Here is a 538-nt window from a genome sequence, read left to right on the forward strand (position 1 = left end):
TGAAAATGGGGGCTCTGAAAGTCACCTGTCTGCCGAACGAACCGTTGAACTGATTGATTATCTGACGGCAAATTTGATGCACACCACCGCACAAATTGTGGCTTATGTCCGGGCACGATGGCAGGTCACTTTCACTGTCGCAGGCATGACGAAATGGCTTCACCGTCAGGGTTTCAGCTATAAGAAGCCAATGGGAACTCCACATAAATTTGATGCAGATAAACAGCAACAGTTTATTGAGACCTACAACGCACTGAAAGAAGCATGCGGCCAGCATGAGCCTATTTTGTTTATTGATGCAGTGCATCCTACCCAGTCCACAAAATTAAGTTACGGCTGGATGAAGAGTGGGAGGAGGCAGGTCAAAGTCGTTGAGACCACGGGCAGTCGAACTCGGCTCAACCTCATGGGCGCCCTTAATTTACACCGGATTGAAGAGACCATTATTCGTGAATATCCGACGATTAACGCGAAAAATGTCGTCCTTTTTTTCGGCGCAATCCGGGAAACCTACCCACTTTCGCAAAAAATCCATATT

1 protein-coding gene is annotated in these 538 nt (G+C 47.2%); it reads left to right on the top strand.

Annotated elements, in window-relative coordinates; genetic code table 11:
• The coding region (locus tag AAC854_RS22960; RefSeq protein ID WP_340619108.1) for an IS630 family transposase at nt 1-538 on the top strand (538 nt) is incomplete at both ends.

It is taken from the genome of Xenorhabdus entomophaga (genome assembly GCF_037996725.1).
Lineage (GTDB): Bacteria > Pseudomonadota > Gammaproteobacteria > Enterobacterales > Enterobacteriaceae > Xenorhabdus > Xenorhabdus khoisanae.